The sequence below is a fragment of the Candidatus Firestonebacteria bacterium RIFOXYD2_FULL_39_29 genome, from assembly GCA_001778375.1.
In the GTDB taxonomy this organism is placed as follows: Bacteria; Oederibacteriota; D2-FULL-39-29; order D2-FULL-39-29; family D2-FULL-39-29; genus D2-FULL-39-29.
Genome location: MFGV01000063.1, coordinates 1 through 17,679, shown reverse-complemented (window position 1 = coordinate 17,679; position 17,679 = coordinate 1). Strand labels below are relative to the sequence as shown.

Annotated in this window: 14 protein-coding genes; 1 reads left to right on the top strand and 13 read right to left on the bottom strand. The window is 40.9% G+C overall.

Going from position 1 to position 17,679, the window contains the following annotated elements; translation table 11 throughout:
• Nucleotides 1–146: 146 nt before the first annotated feature.
• The 13 genes from A2536_03355 to A2536_03295 form a co-directional block, all read right to left on the bottom strand.
• The gene (locus A2536_03355; protein OGF45449.1) at nt 147–533 is read right to left on the bottom strand and encodes a hypothetical protein; all 387 of its coding nucleotides are present in this window, start codon (nt 531–533) and stop codon (nt 147–149) included.
• Between the two features lie 313 nt (nt 534–846).
• Nucleotides 847–1,599 (bottom strand): hypothetical protein, encoded by a 753-nt coding sequence (locus tag A2536_03350; protein ID OGF45448.1) that lies wholly within the window; start codon nt 1,597–1,599, stop codon nt 847–849.
• Between the two features lie 183 nt (nt 1,600–1,782).
• Nucleotides 1,783–4,011: a formate C-acetyltransferase gene (locus A2536_03345; GenBank protein OGF45447.1), complete on the bottom strand. Its 2,229-nt coding sequence runs from the start codon at nt 4,009–4,011 to the stop codon at nt 1,783–1,785.
• A gap of 88 nt (nt 4,012–4,099) precedes the next feature.
• Complete coding sequence (locus A2536_03340; GenBank protein ID OGF45446.1) at nt 4,100–6,604, bottom strand: hypothetical protein; 2,505 nt, start codon at nt 6,602–6,604, stop codon at nt 4,100–4,102.
• Nucleotides 6,605–6,641: 37 nt separating this feature from the next.
• The gene (locus A2536_03335; protein OGF45445.1) at nt 6,642–7,250 is read right to left on the bottom strand and encodes a lipoyl(octanoyl) transferase; all 609 of its coding nucleotides are present in this window, start codon (nt 7,248–7,250) and stop codon (nt 6,642–6,644) included.
• A 1-nt stretch (nt 7,251) separates the two neighbouring features.
• Nucleotides 7,252–8,637: a dihydrolipoyl dehydrogenase gene (locus A2536_03330; GenBank protein ID OGF45444.1), complete on the bottom strand. Its 1,386-nt coding sequence runs from the start codon at nt 8,635–8,637 to the stop codon at nt 7,252–7,254.
• 8 nt (nt 8,638–8,645) lie between these two features.
• On the bottom strand, nt 8,646–9,872 hold the full coding sequence (locus A2536_03325) for a hypothetical protein (protein ID OGF45443.1): 1,227 nt from the start codon (nt 9,870–9,872) through the stop codon (nt 8,646–8,648).
• Nucleotides 9,869–10,843, bottom strand: coding sequence for a hypothetical protein (locus A2536_03320; protein OGF45442.1), 975 nt, complete (start codon nt 10,841–10,843; stop codon nt 9,869–9,871). Before A2536_03320 ends, A2536_03325 begins: the two co-directional genes overlap by 4 nt.
• A 42-nt stretch (nt 10,844–10,885) precedes the next feature.
• Nucleotides 10,886–11,845: a hypothetical protein gene (locus A2536_03315; GenBank protein ID OGF45441.1), complete on the bottom strand. Its 960-nt coding sequence runs from the start codon at nt 11,843–11,845 to the stop codon at nt 10,886–10,888.
• A 167-nt stretch (nt 11,846–12,012) separates the two neighbouring features.
• Nucleotides 12,013–12,678: a hypothetical protein gene (locus A2536_03310; protein ID OGF45440.1), complete on the bottom strand. Its 666-nt coding sequence runs from the start codon at nt 12,676–12,678 to the stop codon at nt 12,013–12,015.
• A 185-nt stretch (nt 12,679–12,863) separates the two neighbouring features.
• A complete protein-coding gene (locus A2536_03305) occupies nt 12,864–14,192 on the bottom strand; it encodes a hypothetical protein (protein OGF45439.1) in 1,329 nt (442 codons plus the stop codon).
• Nucleotides 14,192–14,983: a sorbitol-6-phosphate 2-dehydrogenase gene (locus A2536_03300; protein OGF45438.1), complete on the bottom strand. Its 792-nt coding sequence runs from the start codon at nt 14,981–14,983 to the stop codon at nt 14,192–14,194. The genes A2536_03305 and A2536_03300 overlap by 1 nt, the downstream gene beginning before the upstream one ends.
• Nucleotides 14,984–15,021: 38 nt before the next feature.
• The gene (locus tag A2536_03295) at nt 15,022–16,062 is read right to left on the bottom strand and encodes an alcohol dehydrogenase (GenBank protein ID OGF45437.1); all 1,041 of its coding nucleotides are present in this window, start codon (nt 16,060–16,062) and stop codon (nt 15,022–15,024) included.
• 337 nt (nt 16,063–16,399) lie between these two features.
• On the opposite strand from A2536_03295, the gene A2536_03290 reads away from it, so the two are divergent.
• Nucleotides 16,400–17,434: a cation transporter gene (locus tag A2536_03290; GenBank protein OGF45436.1), complete on the top strand. Its 1,035-nt coding sequence runs from the start codon at nt 16,400–16,402 to the stop codon at nt 17,432–17,434.
• The last annotated feature ends 245 nt before the right edge of the window (nt 17,435–17,679 follow it).

Sequence of the window (17,679 nt, the reverse complement as noted above, 5' to 3'; positions counted from 1 at the left end):
TCCTTTGGAGTGAATATGCCATATTATATCATGTTAGTAATTTAATTGCGACACAGTCTGAATTACTAATTACTACTGACTATTTTATGAGGATTAATATATATGCTGTTTGACAGCTACATTAAATAGTCACTAGTCATTAGTACTTAGTAAATCCTGTTTGTAATCATCCTTGCGGCAAAATACCCCCCAAAAGCCAGACCTACACCCGCTATATTGGTAATTAGAATATAAAGTACGGCTGTTTTGACTTCACCGTCACGTAAAAGATTTAAGTTTTCCAGACTAAACGAGGAAAAAGTCGTAAAGCCCCCGAGAATACCGACAAAAAGAAAAACACGGAGAATCGGTGAGAATTCAAAGCGTTCGAACATTCCCCATAAAAACCCGATAATTAGAGAACCAAAAAGATTTACGATAAGTGTACTTGCAGGAAATATGCCGTTTGAAAGTTTAAAATCCAGACCGGAAACAGCATAACGAAGCATGCTCCCAATCGCTCCGCCGAGAGCAACATACAAATACCTTAGCATAAAAAATACTCCTTCTTGAAAATATATTACGCAGACACAGACATAACCGTATGTCCATAAAAGTCTTTAAAAGTCCATAATGTCTATAAGCAAAGCTTTTCTCGCAAGGTAGAAATATATACTTACCAACATTCGTTGACAAAGCGAGATAACGTCTTTTAAAATTGTATTAATAATATATTGGCAGTGCTTTACCTGCCCACATTAAATTGTCAATCTCGCTGTGTCAACGATGTTGACATTTATATATCTTTCATCTCGAGAAAAGCTTTGCTTATTGTAAATCGTCATTCGTAATTTTCTTTTGTTTTACTTAGCCTTTATATACAACAATTCCTTTTGCCCGGAGTCTTTCCGCTGCTATTTCCCAATCACTAGAGGAAGGCGGCTTTAATTTTGGTAATGGATATTTTTTTCCCATCTCCTTCCATTTATGAACCCCGAGACGGTGATAAGGAATTAATTCTATTTCCGGGGTTTTCGCCAGACTTAAAGCATAATCAGCAAGATTATGTAACTCTTCTTTTGAATCATTAATACCGGAAAGAAGAACCCTTCGAATTACAAGTTTTGGAGTACCATTTTTTGCCCAGTTTTGGGCGATTTTTCTCCCAAATTCAAGCACCGGCAGAAGCATCCCTCCGGTAAGTCCTTTATGGAGCTTTGCTTCGCTTGCTTTTACATCCAGCAGCACGGTATCCGTTGCGGCAAGAAGTTTTTCGATATACTTCGGGTGGCAGGTGCCGTTTGTATCAAGAGCCGTGGTCAGCTTCATCCCGTGAGCCATTTTAAAAAGTTCTACTACAAAATCCGCCTGAAGAGAAGGCTCACCTCCGGACACAGTTATTCCCCCTCCATCTTTTTGAAGATAAGGGAGCAAGCGAAGCAACCTGTCATAAATGGAGTTCAAAGATATTTTCTCTGAATTTATTTTAGACCACGTATCACGATTCTGACAAAATTTACACCTAAAATTACACCCCGACAGAAAAAACACACACCGAAGCCCCGGACCGTCACGAGTCCCCAGAGTTTCTATAGAATGAATCTGTCCGGTTTTTTTCATTATAAGTTTAGCTCCAGTACAAATAAAACCGTTAGAATGTTACTAACGTTACAAGTTGCTCACGTACTACATTAATTACTATATTTGCAGAACTTTTATTGCAAACTGTTTACACATACAAACAAGCTATTTTGGTTTTTACAAAGCATCCAACCTTCCAAACATCCGACCATCAGTCTTTCCTTACAGTGCTTCATGGAACGTACGTTTAATGATCTCTTCCTGATGATCGCGCGAAAGCTTGGTAAAGTGAACGGCATAACCGGAAACTCTTATAGTCAGCTGGGGATATTTTTCCGGATGCACCATTGCGTCTTTAAGGAGCGTTTTATCCAGCACATTCACATTAATGTGATGCCCGCCTCTGGTAAAGTAACCGTCCAGAATCTTTATTAAGTTGGCTTTCTGTGTTTCTTTCTCAACGCCTAATGCTGACGGAACAATTGAAAAAGTATTTGAAATTCCATCCTGTGCCGCGTAATAGGGAAGTTTGGAAACTGAATCCAGCGAAGCCAGCACGCCGTTCTTCTCCCGGCCAAACATGGGATTTGCTCCCGGGGCAAACGGCTCACCGGACTTTCTGCCGTCCGGAGTGGCTCCGGTCACCTTTCCATAAAGTACATTGCTGGTAATAGTAAGGATGGATAGAGTCGGGTTTGCCCTTCTATAAATCGGGGTTTTTCTCAGCTCTGTAATAAAACTAATAACCAAATCCCTGGCTCTATTATCAGCTCTTTCATCATCATTTCCAAAGCAAGGGAAATCACCTTTTATTTCAAAGTCTTTTGTAATCCCATTTTTATTTCTTATAGGTTTTACTTTAGCATACCTTATTGCACAAAGTGAATCTACCACCACGGAGAAACCTGCAATACCAAACGCCATCAGGCGGTCAAGATTGGTATCCAAAAGCGCCATTTGAGCTGCTTCATAGTAGTACTTATCATGAACCCAGTGAATCACGTTCATTGTTTTAACGTATTGCTTTGCCAGCCAGCTGACAACATAATTAAAATTTTCTCTTACCTGCTCAGCGTCAAGATATTCTCCCCTTAATTTTGGGACATCAGGTATAACCAGTTCGCCTGAAGTCTCTTCACGACCTTCATTTAACGCCAGCAACAGCGCTTTCGCAAGATTGCATCTGGCACCAAAATATTGGATCTGACTCCCGGCTTTTAGCAAAGAAACACAGCAGGATATACCATAATCATCCCCCGCAATAGGCCGCATAAGATCGTCATTTTCGTATTGTATTGAACTTGTATTTATAGACATCTCTGCAGCAAACTTTTTAAAACCTACAGGTAACCGCGGAGAATATAATATTGTCAGGTTTGGCTCGGGAGCGGGTCCAAGATTTTTAAGAGTATTTAGGAAGCGAAAGTCTGTCTTCGTAACTTTAGTCCTGCCGTCACTCGTCATTCCGCCAAGTACGATAGTCACCCACACAGGATCTCCAGCAAAAAGCAGATCATATTCAGGAGCTCTAAGCTGACGGATTAGCCGGAGTTTTATGGTGAAATCATCAATCAGTTCCTGCGCTTTTTCCTCTGTAAGAATACCGGCCTTTATATCTCTTTCAATGTATATATCAAAGAAAACAGAAATAGGACCAATAGACATTGCCGCGCCATCGGATTCTTTTGCCGCCGCAAGATAAGCAAGATAAGTCCACTCTATTGCTTCCCTTGCATTTTTCGCAGAACGAGTCAGGTCAAAACCGTAGATTTTTCCAAGAACAATCATATCTTTTAGAGCCTGTATCTGATCCCCGACTTCTTCCCTCAACCGGATTGACATAGTAGACATATTATCGTCAATTTTATTAAAATCCTTCTCTTTTTCTTTTATAAGACAGTCCAGACCGTATAACGCAACTCTCCTGTAATCACCGATAATCCTTCCCCTTGCGTAGCTATCAGGCAGACCGGTAATGATACCGAGACTCCTGATTTTTTTCATCTCTGATGAGTAAACGGAAAATACCGCGTCGTTGTGAGACTTCCGGAATTTCGTATACACTTCTTTAAGTTTTGGAGAAAGTTTATAACCCCGGGCTTCACATGCCTTCTCGACAAGACGTACTCCGCCTATAGGTTTAACTGCTCTTCTTAGAGGTTTATCGGTCTGAAGCCCTACTATTAATTCATTTTTTCTGTCAATGTACCCTGCGCCATGCGAAGTAATCCCGCCTGCAACTTCAGTATCGATGTCCAATACTCCGCCTCTTTTTCTCTCCAATGCGTAGAGTTTTTCCACCTTGCGCCACAAAGCAAGAGTCCTTTTGGTAGCTCCCGAAAGGAAAGAAGCATCCCCTTCATAGGGATTAATATTTTGGTAAATAAAATCCTGAAGGTCAGTGCGCAGGGTCCAGCGGCCTTTTTTTAAACTTTTGACTTTTTTTGGCATAAATATACTCCTTTTTTGAAAAACGATTTCACTGATGCAAAATATGGTTCCAATGAACTAAAATCCGAAAATCTCTCCATCTTTATTTTTATACTTTCCTTACTTTAAAAAGTCTCACCGGTCCCAAAAGTCCGCTTGCTCGAGAATCTAATTCAAATTGAATCTGTCTTTCTTGATATGGTCCAAGTTTCCAACCCGGGTCTTTTCTTTCTTTCCAGTCCTTTAAAACCTCCGGAGAAGTCAGCCGGTTTGCCAGAGTATTTGTAACAATAATCCGTAATTTATTAACACCTTCTTTAAGCACTCCTTTTACAGGAAACACAAAAGGCCGCCATGCTTTTTTCCCGATATTTTTACCGTTAAGAAATACCTCACACGCGTAGGAGACCCCGCCAAGATCGAGCAAAAGCATTTGTTTTAACATATCTTTTGAGCAATTGAAATTTATACTATATTCAGCGTCGCCGGAAAAATCCTTCCCCAGTATTTTTCTCCAATCCCCCAATTGAACCGGAACGGCTTTCTTCTTTAATATTTTTATTACAAAATCATGTTTACCTGCCTCAAAGGACCTGACAGGGCGGCATTTCCATCCATTATTTAAGTTTAAAAGAACTGAGCCCGGGACCAAAGGAGCACTAATCAAAGATACTTTCTTTTTTGTAAAAAGAAAAACACAAGATCCCGCAAAAGGAAGAGTTACAGGAAGAAAACAGCTTCCGTTCAATTTAGAAATATTATCCAAAGCCCAGCATTTTCCTGATTCCGGATCAAGCCGCACCGGAATCATTTTCTCATTAAACCGGACATCCACCTCAATCCCGGATTCTCCTTCATTCGTAATAAAATATAATACAGCGTTTTTTAAAGAACGGCAGCAGACACGCAAGGTTTTACACTCCGGTATCACTCTTATCAACGGATTCATATGCTCGACCATTTCCTTATCCGAAGAAAAGACATTAAATATATTTCCGGGATTTTCACCTTTTCCTCCGCCTGATTTTGGCAAAGAATCTATAGAATTCACCTTCCCGCCTTTAGATGAGAAAATGGCTAATTTTTTCATTGATTTTTCCGAAATCCATTCTGTACGGGAAATCCAGATCGTATTATATTCCATATTCCCGACTTTGAGAGCGCCCTTGGTTATCTTTGTAGACGGACTTTCAAGAATATCATCATCTATAAAGTCAAAATCACACTGATTTTCCAGAAGTAATTTAACCAGCCTGTCATTTGATCCTGCTGTCTTCTCCATTTTTTTCCCACCCGCCCAAAGGTCGCGTACCGGATAATATACAGCTTCTCTAATCACCGGTTTTCCTGAACTTAAGAGATACCCGAGCCTGGCCGTATAACTATGATATTTTTCAATATATTTCCACAAAGGATTAACCGGTCCAAAATGAGGACGTAGTCCTGCCATAAGATGATTTCTGGTTGAAAGCGAATAACCTATAATAATCATACGATTAATGCCTCTGACATATTGATAGTCTGTTATCCACTTCATTTGTTCCAATGTTAAACCATTCCCATAAACTCCAAAGGATTCCGTAAAAGCCCATGGTTTATTCTGCTGATGCGCAACAGTAGAGGCGTACTTTGGAAAATGATGATTTTCTTTTCCCGGAAATATTTGCCGCCAGATAGCATCAACACCCGGAACATCGAACGCCCGTAATGTTCGCAGGATATGTCCATATCCATAGTAAGCTGAACCAAGGGTTTCATCTTCCCCCCCAAGATGTCCTCCGGAAAGCAAACCATTAAAACTGCACCACTTTCGAATCCGGTTAAAATAATTTTCTGTAAATTGTCTTGACCAAAAATCAAAAAAGTCAATACGCGCCTGCATATTTTTCACAGATTTTATTTTAAGGCGCTCGGCAAAGAGGGCGGGGAAGTATTCCGTTAAATCATACCCTTTTTCTCTCCTAAACTCCTCAAGCATATTATCAGTCCAGGGAATTTGTTTTCCGGGAATCACAGGAGATACCGAAGGTTCATCCGTAAAAGTTATATTAATAGTATTTTTAAAATATTTACCTACTGCTTTTTTATAAGCCTCATGTGTTAACTTAATAAATTGCTTAACTGCTTCCGGTTTAAAAAGATCCGGATAACGAATACCCGTAGAACCCCCTACCGGATAATACAAGGGAATGCTTTTAGCAGTATAAGTATCCCCGTCACATTCGAGAACTTGTTGTGCAAGGGAATTATCACTTTTAACTACTCTTCCGCAAGCACTGCCGGATGGCCAGCCTCCTTCGTCATATAGCCAGACATCCATTTTAAGCCTGCGCGCTTCCGTAATCGCCGATTTATAAAAGTCCAAATATTCTTTTGTTAAATATCCGGGTTTCATCAAAGTATTCATGCTTCCCGGTCTAAACTCAGGGGGCATGGGATGCGGGCACACACTTAAAGCCTTGTTTTTATGCATATCCCGCAGTTGTTTAATAAGAATACCTTTATCCACTAAATCATTCCAAAACCAGAAATAGCCCGGGTAATACAGAGGTAAAGGATTAACAAAATCTTTTGCATGAAATCCAACGTATTTTTTTGCTTTTTCGTAACTCATTCTAACAATACTCCTTAATAATCAGAATATTCTTTGTTTAACCAAATACTTTTTTTACGGCTTCGGCTATTCTTTCTTCAATATCTTTTCTGTCAGTCTTTTTATTCAAAAGCCTTTCCACAGAGGTCATCTTCAGGTTTTTTATCCCGCAAGGAACCATTAAATCAAAGACAGAAAGATCCGTACCTATGTTTAGTCCAAAGCCGTGAAAGGTTATCCAGCTTTTTACACCGAGACCTATAGAGCAAATTTTATCGCCTTTCACGTAAACGCCGGTAAAGCCCTGCCTTCTCTCGCCCTTTATGCCGTAGAAGGAAAGAAAGTCAATAACCGACTGCTCAATATCGCGCATGAATTTATGAACATCCCGCCCTCTGCTCTTTAGATCAAATATTAAATAGCCGGTTATCTGCCCGGGAAAATGAGCCGTAATATCCCCGCCCCTCTCAATTTCGATAACAGGAACATCCGACGGCATATTTAACAGGTTTTCTTTGCGGGCAGAACGTCCCAGGGTGATCACCGAAGGATGTTCCAACAGAATAAGTGTATCAGAAATCTCATTTTTTTTACGCTTTTCAATCAGTTCAAGTTGATAAACATGTGCTTTCCGGTACTCAACCAGGCCAAGTCTTTTAACTTCCATATTACGGCCTCTTGGGGTAATCTATCGCTTCCTTATGGACATCGTGAGCCGCTTCAAGCAGCGTTTCAGAAAGTGTCGGATGGTTGAAAGCAATTCTCTTAAATTCAGCCGTGGTGCATTCCATTTTTACCGCCATTGCCGCCGTATGAATAAGTTCTGTGGCCTCAGGTCCCAGAATATGCACCCCGAGTATACCGTCAGTTTTTGCATCAACAATAACTTTGGTAAACCCTTCCGTCTCCGCAAGTATACCAGCTCTGCCGCTCGCCGAAAAAGGGAATTTCCCGGTCTTTACGGCAATACCTTTGTTCTTTGCTTCCTGCTCCGTCAAACCCACACTGCCGATCTCAGGAGAAGTAAAAATACAACCGGGTATGACTTTGTAATCCATTTCGGTAACAATACCGCAAGCATTCTCCGCGGCAGTTATTCCTTCAGCCGAAGCAACGTAAGCCAGAAGGTATTTACCGGTAGCATCACCGACAGCATAAATATTCTTTGCTGAAGTTTCCATTTTTTCGTTAACTTTTATCTTTCCGTTCTCCAAAACCACCCCTGCATTCTCCAAACCCAGACCTTCATAGGACGCTTTTCTTCCTACACAAATAAGTATCTTCGCCGCGCTTATCTGTTTTTTTCCTTCAGGTGTTTCGACTTCAGCTGTATTTCCTTTTACGCCTAAAAGCTTTGCAGAAGTTAATATCTCAGCTCCCTTTTTTTTGAGAGAAAGCGTCATTGCGTTAGATACGTCCTCATCCTGGTTAGCAAGTATCTTAGGAAGCGCTTCTACGATCGTAACTTTTGACCCAAGCCTGTTAAAAAGAGAACCAAACTCCGTGCCAATAACCCCGCCGCCTATAACGAGCAAGGATTCCGGCACTTCTGTTAAATTAAGAAGTTCTGTACTGCTAACGACAATATTTCCGTCTATGTTAATACCGGGAATCAAAGCTGTTTTTGAACCCGTGGCAATTATGCACTTCTTAAAACTGACCATAGGTGTATCAGGATTTCCATAAATTTTGATATCATTTCCGGAAATAAAGCCTGCTTCACCTTTTATAATTTCAATATTGTAACTTTTTAAAATCCCGCCGATACCAAGCTGTAGTTTTTTTACGATCTTCCCTTTTCTTGCAGAGACCGCAGAAAAATCAAGTTTTGCCCCGGAGATCTCAATTCCGAATTCTTTTGCCTTTTTTAATCCGGACATAAACTCCGCGCTCGCTATCAAGGTTTTTGTCGGTATACATCCAGAATTAAGACAAACCCCGCCTATATCTGCTTTTTCTATCACCGCAACCTTAGCTTTAAGCTGTGCCGCCCTTATTGCCGACTGATAGCCGCCCGGACCTGAGCCTATAACAACCAAATCAAATTCTGCCATTTTACCCCTCACATATTAAATTTAATTTTTTCCAGTATATCCTTCACGCTGAACAAGAACTTCGCCGCATAAGCCCCGTCAATTGCCCTGTGATCTGAGGAAACTGTCATCTTCATGATCATCCTTGGAATTATTTCGCTTCCAACAAACACCGGAGTCATCTTCATCGCTCCCACAGCAAGAATACCAACTTGAGGCGGATTGATAATAGCCGTAAACATGTCAACATGCATCATGCCCATATTTGAAATAGTAAATGTTCCTCCCGCCAAATCTTCCGGGGTAAGTTTTCCTTCTTTTGCCTTTGCAACAAGTTCTTTTGATGCTTTTGCAATTTCAGCAACACTCTTAGAATCGGCTTTTTTGAGCACAGGAACAATTAAACCTCCCTCAAGCGCAACCGCAACACCAATATTAACATCTGCAAACTGCCTTATTTCGTTATTAACGAAATGTGAGTTAAATAGCTCGAATTTCTTAAGCGACCTTGAAACCGCATAAATGACCATGTCGTTAAAAGATATTGCATTGCTTGATTTTTCCGAACTCTCTTTGGATTTATCGCGAAGTTTATTTGCCTCTGTCATATCAACATCCATCTGCAGATAAAAATGCGGGGCTTCCTGCACGCTTTTTTGAAGGCGTTGAGCTATAATCTTTCTCATGTTGCTTAAAGGAATTACCTTGCAGCCGTCAGGCAGTTGACTTGAAGCATTCGGCGCTTGTACCGCCGGGACAACTCCGGAAAAAGGAGTAAAATTTAGAATATCCTTTTCGACTATTCTTCCGCCTGGTCCGGTACCCTTTATCTGCGAAAGATCAAGACCTTTTTCTGCGGCAAGCTTTCTTGCTATAGGCGAAACAAATATCCTTCCGCCGACAGTCTCAAGTTTAGGAGATACAGTCCCGGAAGTTACAGGAGAAGAATCTGCCGCTATTTCCGTCTCTGTTCCTGAAATAATATCTTTTTTCTGTTCCACCGGCAAAGATTCATCCATGGAATCGGCTATATAAGCCACAGGTTCTATCACCTTTACCGTAGCCCCTTCAGGATAAAGAATCTTTCTTAGTAATCCTGATTTTGGGGCTTCAACTTCAAAGCTGGCCTTATCCGTGGAGAGTTCAAAAACCACCTCTCCCTTTTCCACACGGTCGCCTTCTTTTTTAACCCATTTCCCGATGACACCTTCTTCCATCGTTTCGCCAAGCTTCGGTACTATAACTTTTGTGATCATTTCATAAGCTCCTTTACCGCGCGGATAATACCCTCTTTACTGGGGATTGCGAGCTTCTCCAGATTTGGAGCCTTCGGCATGGGGACATCTGCACCGCAAACTCTCACAACCGGAGCATCAAGATAATCGAACGCATTTTCCATTATTTTTGCAGCTATCTCCGCACCAAATCCTCCGGTCTTGCATGCTTCATGCACAATAATTACCTTATGTGTTTTTCTGACGGACGTAAGTATAGTTTCCATATCAAGCGGTGCAAGGGTCATGGGATCCACTACTTCAACACTAATACCCTGTTTTTCCAGATCTTTAGCGGCATCCAAAGCAAATAGAACCATCCTGGAATACGCAATTATTGTGACATCCTTACCTGTTTTCTTAACATCGGCCTTCCCCAGAGGAATAAGATACTCGCCCTCAGGAATTGGACCTTTTGTATTGTAAAGCATCTTATGTTCGATATAAACAACCGGGTTATCCTCTCTTATAGCGGACTTTAAAAGTCCTTTTGCGTCATAAGGAGTTGACGGCATTACTACCTTTACACCGGGTATATGAGTGAACCAGGCTTCAAGACTCTGCGAATGATGAGCACCAAGTGTCCGGCCGCAGCCCCCTTCAGTTCTTATTACAAGAGGTACTTTTACCTTACCGCCGAACATGTACCTGATCTTCGCTACCTGGTTATTAAGTTGATCCATTGCTATACCCATAAAATCAACATACATTATCTCAACCACCGGTCTAAGCCCGGTAATTGCGGCTCCGAGTCCGGCTCCTACTATCGCAGCTTCAGAGATGGCGGTATCCCTTACCCTCTCATCTCCAAATTTTTCATGGAGTCCTCTGGTCACAGCGTAAGCCCCGCCGTATATGGCAACGTCTTCACCCATTATAAAAACATTCGGGTCCCTGTTCATTTCCTCAACGAAGGCCTCATTTATAGCCTGCCAGTACATTATGTCTTTCATAACGCTCCTTTTTTAATATGGAATTTATAATTTACGATTTATTTAAGCGTAAAGGTCTTCATAAAGTTCACTGTTATCAGGAAGCGGAGAATCTATTGCAAACTTAGTCGCCGTGTCAATCTCACCTTCAACGAATTTATCAAGAGATTTAACATCATCCGCGGTCATATATTTTTCATTTATACACTTTGCCGAGAAAAGTTTAATGGGATCCTGATCCGACCAGTATTTTTCTTCCTCTTTGGTCCTGTACGCCCTGGGATCCGACCTTGAGTGACCGTAGTATCTGTAAGTCGCGGCTATAACCATCCCGGGCCCTTCACCTGCTCTTGCCCTCTCCGCATATTTTTTTACGACATCCCTTACCGCAAGGACATCCTGCCCGTCTACGTGTTCACCCGGCATATTATACGGTGCTGCTTTATGCACAAAATCCTGCACGGCAGAAGCTCTCTTCACCGAAACAGACATCCCGTAAAGATTATTCTCGCATACAAAAACCACAGGAAGCTTCCAGGTACCTGCCATATTTGCGCACTCATGGAAAAGCCCCTGATTGGTAGCGCCATCCCCGAAAAAGCAGAGGACTACATTACCTGTCTTTTGTATTTTCATTGAAAGCGCCGCTCCGACTGCTATACCAAAACCCCCGCCGACTATACCGTTTGCGCCAAGATTATAAGTGGACATATCAGCAAGGTGCAGCGACCCGCCTTTACCCTTGCAGCAGCCGGTTTTCTTACCGAGTATTTCAGCCATTAGTTCGTTAAGTTTTCCGCCCTTAGCAACACAGTGCCCGTGTCCCCGGTGTGTGCTGGTAATGTAATCATCAGGTCTGATCGCAGCCATCGCTCCTACCGCCACAGCTTCTTCCCCGGCGTAAAGATGAGAACCGCCTTCCGCGATGTTTTGGGCTAGCAAATCCATAATCTTATCCTCAAACTGGCGTATCTCCATCATCTGTTTCAGAAAATATTTCGCTTCTTCTTTAGTACAGTTCATAAAATGCCCCCTTTTTTAAAAAACGATTTCACTTCCGCCAATTATGTTAGGCGGATCTTTTGTCGAGATTACAAAACTACAAGATTTCACTGATTTATTTTATATTTCTAATTTTACGGATCCTCTTCTACTTATCTTTTATATCATGTTTAACATTATTAAATATTTTACTTTTTCATCTTTAATAGTTCTCTTCTGTAATCTTCGAACTCCGCTTCGTTTATTTCTTTCCACTCTGCTTTTGTAAAATATTTCATCTTACCGAGTATTTTTGCAGCTACTACAGTCTTCACCGATTCTTCCACTATCTGCGCCCTGTAAAGCGCCTGTTTAAGAGTCGGCGCGATTACAAACAGCCCGTGATTTTGAACGATTATTGCATTAAATCCGCGGCGGATAAATTGTTTCAACTTATCCGCAAAAGGAGCACCGGCAGAAGTCATGTATTTCATTACAGGAACATCAGAACTAATAATGGCAACCATTTCAGGATTAAACCCTTTTAACGTCTGTTCTGTCATACCCCACGCTACTGCATAGGTAGGATGACAATGGAGGACAGCCCCGACATCCTTGTTCGCCAGGTAGCAGGCAAGGTGAGCCAGTACCTCGCAGGACGGTCTTCTTTTCCCATCAACAAGCCTGCCGGTTTTAAGATCAACTCCCACATAATCTTTTGAAGAACAGTCAACAAAGGAAGCTCCTGAGGCTTTTATATATACCGTATTGCCGCATTTTATACTGGTATTACCTCCCGGACCGATAACATAACCAAGATCATCCAGCTTTTTTCCCACCTTAACAAGTTCCTTAAGCGCCTCTAACTTATTCATAAAAACTCCTTTGAGTACAAACTCGAAGATTAAAACTCTAAATTCGAAAAAACCAGAAATCAGCCATAAAACAATTTAGAGTTTTTGTTGTTTTTAAAATTTCTTTTTTCTTTTTCTATATTATTCTCTCTTTTATATTTTCATTTCTGATTTTTTCGAATTTGCTTCATATGTTGTACTTATATTTATAGCAGCTCCAGTGCTTTCTCCGGAGTTGCATCTTTCCCTACTACTAACTTTGAATAATCCTTTATCGGGTCTGTTTTCTTACCGGCTCTTAAATAGAACTCGTTTCTTTTTGGCCTAAGAGGTAAATGCTTTACCGCCCAGGCACTGTCATACCCTATATCAAAATATTTTGCAAGGATAGTATGACCGTAAACAAGGTATGCGCCGTCGAGAAAATCACTCAGGTACGGTTTTAACTCCGGAGTATTAAAATCATCAACCTGTTTCAATCCGGCCTTATTCATCTCTGTTCCGGCTATTACCGGAAGGGAGAGTTCCTTTGCGACGTTCATTACCAGCTTAAAATTAGAGTACTTAATCTCTTTTTCTTTTTGGTCCTTCAAATTCCAGTTACGATCAGGAACTATATTTAACACAACTATCCCTTTTGCAATAAGGTATTCTAAAAATTCCTTAATATCTTTCTCGCCTTCAGAAGTTCCGTCAAGGTAAGCTGCTGTGGGAAGCGCGCCCTCTGATTTTATCATTTCTATAACTTCTTCCAGAGAAGGAAAATCTGCACCGGCATTATTTGGACTACTTGAAGCTTTTTTAAAGAATTTAGACCTGATGACCTCGGCAAGCTCAGCCGGCTTTTCTAAAAGCAGTTCTGCTTTAGTTCTGTCAATACCCAGCTTTTCCGCCCAGTATTCCGCGATCCTATTCTTTTCAATAAATATTTTTTCTGATTTATTTATCAGTGCCGCAAGAATATGTCTCTCAGTCGCATTACCTTTTGGAGTAAGAGGCAGTACATCGCCTTCGTAATCAAGCGCGACCTCTTTCAAATCCCTGTTTACTCCGGCAAGCCTGGCAATATTACGTTCTCTTGCAATCCCTGCAAATTTTTTAAGAAGCAGTGAAGATTTCGAACCTTCCAACGGTTCTTTATAAAAACCAGTTCCCATAAAATAAAACACCCCGGGCTCGCCGGGAGAGTTTATTACTTTCGAAGCCATCTCTTTGACAAATACTCTGGTCTCAATACCGGCCACCGTTCTAATGCCAAGTATACGCCCGGATTCCAGCATTTCAGTGACCGCATCAAGGACATCAAAATCCACGGAACCAACAGCGGCCAGACCTTCGTTATACGCCATCCATGCAACTCTTTCCGGAGAATACCCGTAACCGTTAAAAGAGTAGAACGTATGGCAGTGAAGGTTCACGAACCCTTTATTTTTTCCGGGTTCAGGAACAAAATCTTTTTTTAATTGCTTTAGAGCTTCAAGACGTTCCTTTTTGCTAAAACTATTCAGCTTGCTTTCAACCTCAATTTTCGTCATTATCTCATTTCCTGTCCGCCGGTGACATTGATTGCCTGTCCGGTCATATAGGAAGCATCCTCTCCCGCCAGGAAAACTACAACATTGGTTACATCATCATACGTGCAACCCCTTTTCAGGGGTACCTGATCAATATACTTTTGTCTTACCTGTTCCTTTGTAATTCCCCATTTTTTCGCATACTGCTCGTAAAGACTGTTTACCCAGAGCGGTGAATCTAAAAGATTACCGGGACAGACCGAATTAACCCTTACATTAAAAGGCGCCAGGTCCAAAGCTATCGATTGTGTTAATCCGATACCGCCGAACTTTGAAGCCGCATAGGCTGAACTCCTGAAACTGCCTTTTTTTCCGGACTTGGAATTAATCTGAATTATTGCGCCGCTTTTTTGTTCCTTCATAACCTTTGCAGCCTGTTTTGCGCAGATAAAATACCCAACCAAGTTAACATCTATCACCTTTCTCCATTTTTCAACGGAAAAATCCGCGATATCTTCAGCAATTAATATTCCGGCATTAGAAACCATTATATCGAGCCGGCCGAACTTTTTAACCGTTGCTAAAACAGCCGCGCTTACCTCTTCTTCCTTTGTCACATCAACGTTAAAAGCCAGTGTTTCAACTTTATATTTTGTATTGACTTCCTTCGCTACTTTTTCCACGTTATCTTTATTTATATCGCAAGCAATAACAGAACAGCCTTCGTACCCGAATCTGTGAGCAATGGCCTCGCCAAGTCCCTGGCTGGCCCCAAAAACAAGAGCTATTTTACCTTTGATTCCGGATGACATACTGTTTCCTTTTCTTCAAAATTTATTTACCAAAAATATCAATCAATCTTAATTACAACCTTAAGACCTTCACCTTTCTTTGCGGTTTCAATTCCTTCCACTATTTTTTCAAGAGGGAAAGTATGCGTGATGAACTTTTCGGCGTCAATCTTGCCTGACGCAAGCAGGTTCATTGCTTTTTCAAACTGCACCCGGTAAGAAGCAAAAGCACCATAGACCGAGATCTCGTTATAATGAACAAAGTTAGCGTCAAACTTGATGTATGGATTATCTTTGGGCAGACCCGCAAATAAACTCACACGCCCTCTTTTTGCCGTCATAGCTATAGCTTGTTCCTGAGCTGCATTTACACCGCAGGCAACGACAACAACATCCGCGCCAACTCCGCCTGTTAATTCCTTTACGGTCTTTACCGGATCATTTTTTGCGCTGTTTACGGGAGTAATTCCTTCAAATCTCTTCGCAAGCCCCAGTCTTGTTTCAGAAACATCAAATAATATAACCCGCTTTGCCCCTGAAGCCCTGGCAACCTCAGCATGCATGCACCCAATAGGTCCGGCTCCAATCACCACAACCGTATCGCCTTTTTCAACTTTCAGATAATCCTGTCCGTTTATAACGCAAGAAAGCGGTTCTATAAGCGACATGGCGGGATAACTCATATTCTCAGGAACTTTAAGGATGTTGTTGCCTTTTACAGCTTCAACGGGAATAATTATATATTCAGCGAATGCACCGGAATAAAAATACCCCAGATATCTGGGTGTATCACAAAGATTGTAATGCCCTTTTTTGCAGTAAGAACATTTCTGACATCCGACTGAAGTAACGGAGGTAACTTTCTCTCCTTTTTTAAAACCTTCAACACCTTCTCCAAGTTCCCAGATCTCACCCGCTATCTCATGACCAATTACCGCAGGAGGAACAACATTCGCTTGCCCGTGATAAAATATTCTTCCGTCCGTCCCGCAGACAGCACAAGCGTGAACTTTGATAAGAACCTCTCCTGCTTTTGGAGTTGGAGTAGGAATCTCTCGTATCTCAATTTTCCCGGGGCCAAGATAAACTGCTGCTTTCATATTTCCTCCGCTTAAGAAGTTATGTGAAAAACTCATACAAGTATTGGTTTTTTTACTTAATTATTTATTTTACCATGCATATTCAGGTTAGGTCAAGTCTTGAAATCCAAAAAATTACTCAAATTTCCCTTATTTTTACAGGATAATATTCCAATAAAAACACTAACAGTTTTGCAGGATATATTTTTTCAAACATCATGATAGAATCGATCAGCAAACAACTGAAGTATGAGTGGTTCTACTTCGTTTTTAGGGACTCGATAAAAACATGTTATTAAACAGAATTTTCTGCTAAAATACTTATTATAGGTAATAAATCAAAGGAGATTTATCGAAAATGGCGGTCATTGCTTTGTTTGTAATATTATTTATCGTATTGATTCTGCCTTTTACCGTAAAAAAAGTAGAAGAAGAGCTGGAGTTATTCCTGTTTATAATGGGTGTTTTGGCCGTTTCTGTAACTTCACAGTGGTCTTTAAGCATTATTGAAGAAGCTCTTGTTGAGCCGATAAAAATCACCGCCGCGGTGCTTATTGCAGGTTTATTATTTCGAGAACTTAAGGTTTTTATCGAAAGATATGTAAATCAGACAGTCAAAATAACCGGTCTCAGATTATTTTCTTTCCTGCTGGTATTCTTACTTGGTTTAATTTCCAGCGCTATTACAGCGATTATAGCCGCGCTTGTACTCGTTGAAGCTATTACACACTTAAAGCTTGATAAAAAACATGAAACAAAACTTGTAATTCTCTCCTGCTTTTCAATAGGATTGGGAGCCGCGCTTACGCCGATAGGCGAGCCTCTTTCCACAATTGCAATAGCAAAATTAAAAGGAGCCCCGTATTTTGCAGGTTTTTGGTTTCTGGCGGCTAATTTATGGTTATATGTAATTTCTTCTTTATTAATCCTCGGAGCAATTGCAGCGTACATTTCAGGAACTCATCTTTCAAAAGGATCAGGTTTAAAGGTGCAATCCAAAGAAACATTTAAGGATATACTTATGAGAACAGGAAAGATTTATCTTTTCGTAATGGCTCTTGTTTTCCTGGGGACCGGATTTAAACCGCTAATTGACAACTATATTACCGCGATCTCCCCTGAAATACTTTACTGGATAAATATCCTTTCCGCCGTTCTTGATAATGCTACTTTAGCCGCAGCGGAAATAGCTCCGAGCATGAGTCTATATCAAATAAAGTCAGCACTGCTCGGTCTTCTCATTGCCGGCGGAATGTTAATCCCCGGAAACATTCCCAATATAATTGCCGCGAACAAACTTGGAATCAAAAGCAAAGACTGGGCGAAGTTCGGAATACCGGTGGGACTTTTGCTTATGATACTCTTTTTCATTCTAATAATTCTGATAAAGTGACATAATTTCAACCACTAGTCTATAACAATCACTAAGATCTAAATTCTAAGCACTAAACAATTAAAAATAAAGTTCTAAATCTTAAACAAAATCATTGCAATTATATTAATTCTTTTGTTTATTGCTTAATATTTAGATATTTTCTTTTTGTTGTCGAGTAGAACTCATAACTACAAGTCCCCTCGCAGAACCGTACGTGAAGTTTTCCCTCATACGGCTCTTCAGTCAAACATCCTCATACGGAC

What these genes read in the sequence shown, in the direction of transcription:
- A2536_03355 (OGF45449.1), bottom strand. Translation starts at nt 533, where the DNA reads ATGCTAAGGTATTTGTATGTTGCTCTCGGCGGAGCGATTGGGAGCATG.
- A2536_03350 (OGF45448.1), bottom strand. Translation starts at nt 1,599, where the DNA reads ATGAAAAAAACCGGACAGATTCATTCTATAGAAACTCTGGGGACTCGT.
- A2536_03345 (OGF45447.1), bottom strand. Translation starts at nt 4,011, where the DNA reads ATGCCAAAAAAAGTCAAAAGTTTAAAAAAAGGCCGCTGGACCCTGCGC.
- A2536_03340 (OGF45446.1), bottom strand. Translation starts at nt 6,604, where the DNA reads ATGAGTTACGAAAAAGCAAAAAAATACGTTGGATTTCATGCAAAAGAT.
- A2536_03335 (OGF45445.1), bottom strand. Translation starts at nt 7,250, where the DNA reads ATGGAAGTTAAAAGACTTGGCCTGGTTGAGTACCGGAAAGCACATGTT.
- A2536_03330 (OGF45444.1), bottom strand. Translation starts at nt 8,637, where the DNA reads ATGGCAGAATTTGATTTGGTTGTTATAGGCTCAGGTCCGGGCGGCTAT.
- A2536_03325 (OGF45443.1), bottom strand. Translation starts at nt 9,872, where the DNA reads ATGATCACAAAAGTTATAGTACCGAAGCTTGGCGAAACGATGGAAGAA.
- A2536_03320 (OGF45442.1), bottom strand. Translation starts at nt 10,843, where the DNA reads ATGAAAGACATAATGTACTGGCAGGCTATAAATGAGGCCTTCGTTGAG.
- A2536_03315 (OGF45441.1), bottom strand. Translation starts at nt 11,845, where the DNA reads ATGAACTGTACTAAAGAAGAAGCGAAATATTTTCTGAAACAGATGATG.
- A2536_03310 (OGF45440.1), bottom strand. Translation starts at nt 12,678, where the DNA reads ATGAATAAGTTAGAGGCGCTTAAGGAACTTGTTAAGGTGGGAAAAAAG.
- A2536_03305 (OGF45439.1), bottom strand. Translation starts at nt 14,192, where the DNA reads ATGACGAAAATTGAGGTTGAAAGCAAGCTGAATAGTTTTAGCAAAAAG.
- A2536_03300 (OGF45438.1), bottom strand. Translation starts at nt 14,983, where the DNA reads ATGTCATCCGGAATCAAAGGTAAAATAGCTCTTGTTTTTGGGGCCAGC.
- A2536_03295 (OGF45437.1), bottom strand. Translation starts at nt 16,062, where the DNA reads ATGAAAGCAGCAGTTTATCTTGGCCCCGGGAAAATTGAGATACGAGAG.
- A2536_03290 (OGF45436.1), top strand. Translation starts at nt 16,400, where the DNA reads ATGGCGGTCATTGCTTTGTTTGTAATATTATTTATCGTATTGATTCTG.